The 3038-nt window shown below is 64.8% G+C and carries 3 protein-coding genes and 1 pseudogene; 3 read left to right on the top strand and 1 reads right to left on the bottom strand.

The annotated features are described in order from the left end of the window. Nucleotides 1–886: pseudogene (locus tag WB785_RS19680) on the bottom strand (hypothetical protein); the annotation flags it as partial. Between the two features lie 519 nt (nucleotides 887–1405). On the opposite strand from WB785_RS19680, the gene WB785_RS19675 reads away from it, so the two are divergent. The 3 genes from WB785_RS19675 to WB785_RS19665 form a co-directional block, all read left to right on the top strand. Next, the gene (locus WB785_RS19675) at nucleotides 1406–1894 is read left to right on the top strand and encodes a GreA/GreB family elongation factor (protein WP_424080983.1); all 489 of its coding nucleotides are present in this window, start codon (nucleotides 1406–1408) and stop codon (nucleotides 1892–1894) included. Nucleotides 1895–1915: 21 nt separating this feature from the next. Then, entirely contained in the window at nucleotides 1916–2329 is a 414-nt protein-coding gene (locus WB785_RS19670; RefSeq protein WP_424080981.1) for a GtrA family protein, read from the top strand. A 32-nt stretch (nucleotides 2330–2361) separates the two neighbouring features. Then, nucleotides 2362–3038 (top strand): FAD-binding oxidoreductase (locus WB785_RS19665; RefSeq protein WP_424080979.1); only part of this gene is annotated, 677 nt, incomplete at its 3' end.

Below are 3038 nucleotides of genomic sequence, written 5' to 3'. Positions count from 1 at the left end.
CGCCGGTACCACCGGCGCCGCCTTGGGAGAACCAGGCGAATGCCGAGGCGTTCCCGCCGTTACCACCGAGACCGCCCTCGCCGCCGTGCACGCCGACTACGCCTGTCCCGCCTTCGCCGCCCGCACCGCCGTTGCCGAAGAACAACCCGCCGGCACCACCGTCACCGCCGGCGCCACCATCGGCCCCGGCTCCACCCACACCGCCGTTACCGAACCAGAACGCGTCGCCACCTTGGCCGCCGTCGCCGGTCGAGTCGGTGGCGCCATTGCCGCCGTTACCGAACCAGATTCCGCCGCCTTGACCGGCGGCCTCGGTCAGCGAGCCACCGCTGGTGCCATCGGCGCCGTTGCAGATCAACCCACACGCCCCACCGGTCGGGTCAGCGGCCGGGTCGACCTGGGCAAACCACGAGTTCAGCGAAGTGTCGAACTGCTGACCCAACGGGCTGTTGATCCAGTCCTGCTCCAAACCCTGCCAAAACGCCGTCGAAGGATCCGTGACCGCCGCCGCGCCAGCGCCGGTGTCGGATGCCAGGCTGGTCTGGCCCGAGAACAAGGCGTCAAGGCTGCTGGCGTTACCCAGATCGTTGAACAACGTCTCCCATCCCGCCGGGCTGCTCAAATCCCCGAGCAACCCGGTCAACACGCCGGGGTCCAAGAAATCGGTCGGGTTCACCGCCGTCACTGCCGAACTGGCGGCTGAGCCCACCGCCAAATCCAGGATGTCGTCAAACACATCGGCTTTTGCATCCGGCGCGCCCGCCAGCGGACCTAGCCCGAGCGCTAAAAAGGCCCCCGCGCCCGCCCCCAGACCCGCCGCACGTGTGCGGCGGCGCGCCTTGGCCTTCAGTGATTGACGATTCTTCTTGCTGTGTTGTCCAGCCATGATTTGGCCTTCCCTCCCGGAGTTGCTGGCGTAGTTGCTGGCGTGGTTGCTGGAATGACTGCTGTCTCAGCCGGGCTTAAGGTAACCCTTGGGTGGACTCCCGTCCGGAGAATCAGACAATTTATTCAAGATCCCCTTGAAAATTTTTGGCACCCGCTCAGCAAGCAAACTTTTGAGCCGATCCATCAAGCTGTAACACCGATGGCTTGCAGGTTTTTCATATGCTTTCCCGTGACTGCAGCAAACACATAGTAGACGCACAGGGCGCACATAGACTCGCGGCGTGTCGCGCTGAGGTAAGGCCTAATGTCTCTCAGCCCGAGCTCATGCATACCTAGGAGTATGGAACCGAGCTGCGCGCCCGACGCTCGGGAGCGCGGCTCGGTCAGGGCGGTTGGACTGCCGCGCGAAAACTTCGTAAAACCCACGACGAACGCATGAATAATTTGGTTTAAGTGCAATACAGTCCTGGCAATCCACGATGGCAACCGCCGTTCCGGCGGAAGACAGGTCGGCACAATGGCGAGCAAGCAGGTTGAGCCCACGGGGCTTTCGGGTGAAGCGCGCGAGCGCATCAGCGCCGAGTTGGACCGGATCCGGGAACGGCGCGATCGACTGGAGGCCGAGGTCAGAAGCGACCGGGGCGCGGTAAGTGACCACGCTGACGCCGCCGACGCCATCCAGCGCGCCGACGAACTGGCCAGCCTGGACGAGCGGATCATCGAGCTGGACCGGCTGCTGCGCACCGGCCCGTTGCCGTCGAACGGGGCCGACACGCTGCCCTTCGGCACCGAGGTAACCCTGCGATTTTCCGACGGGGCGGTGATCAAGATGCAAGTGATCTCCGTCATCGAAGAGGCTCAGGTCGACGGCGAGGCCGAAGCGTTGACGGCAGGCAGTCCGCTGGGGCTGGCGCTGGTCGGACGAAAAGCCGGCGAGAAGGTCACCTACACCACGCCGCAAGGCGAAAATCAGGTCGAGCTGCTGGACGTCAAGTACCCGAAGTAGCCCACCGTAGACTTTTCGCCGATGGCCGAGATTGCGGCGAGTACACAACTACCCCTCAAGACGCAGGTATGGCGGTTCGTCGTCACCGGCGGCTTGTCGGCGATCGTCGACTTCGGGCTTTACGTGCTGCTCTACAAAGCCGTCGGCATTCAGGTGGACCTGTCCAAAGCGACCAGCTTCGTCGTCGGCACGATCACCGCGTATCTGATCAACCGCCGATGGACGTTTCCGGCGCCGCCGAGCACCGCCCGGTTCCTGGTCGTGATGGCGCTCTACGGGCTTACCTTCGCGGTGCAGGTCGGGCTCAATCACCTCTGCCTTGCATTACTTGACTACCGAGTCTGGGCGGTACCGCTGGCGTTCGTGATCGCACAGGGCACCGCCTCGGTGATCAACTTCGTGGTACAGCGCTCGGTGATCTTCCGGCTGCGCTGAGCCGTGACATACAGCAGGTAGCCTCTTTGTCGATGTTTAGCAGCGACATTCCCACCACTGCCACCCGGCTAACGGGATTCGGCCGCACCGCGCCATCAGTGGCGCAGGTGCTCTCCACACCGGACCCTGAGCTGATCGCGAAAGCGGTGGCGCACGCCGCGGATGCCGGCGGTAGGGGCGTCATCGCCCGCGGGCTGGGCCGTTCCTACGGTGACAACGCCCAGAACGGCGGCGGCCTGGTGGTCGACATGACGCCGCTGAACCGGATCCATTCGATCGACGCCGACACCCACGTCGCCGACGTCGACGCCGGAGTCAGCCTCGACCAGCTGATGAAAGCCGCGCTGCCGTTCGGGTTATGGGTACCGGTGCTGCCCGGCACCCGGCAGGTCACCGTCGGCGGCGCGATCGCCTGCGACATCCACGGCAAGAACCACCACAGCGCCGGCAGCTTCGGCAACCACGTCCGGTCGATGGAACTGCTGACCGCCGACGGGCAGATCCGCCACCTCACCCCCGACGGCGACGACGACGAGCTGTTCTGGGCCACCGTCGGCGGCAACGGGCTGACCGGGATCGTCCTGCGCGCCACGATCGCGATGACGCCGACGGAAACGGCGTACTTCATCGCCGACGGCATCGCCACCAAGGACCTCGACGAGACGGTGGCCGTCCACCTCGACGGCACAGAGGACAACTACACCTACTC

Source organism: Mycobacterium sp. (assembly GCF_049585075.1).
Lineage (GTDB): Bacteria > Actinomycetota > Actinomycetes > Mycobacteriales > Mycobacteriaceae > Mycobacterium.
Note: the sequence above shows the minus strand (reverse complement) of the source record. Positions and strands in the feature narration are given on the sequence as shown.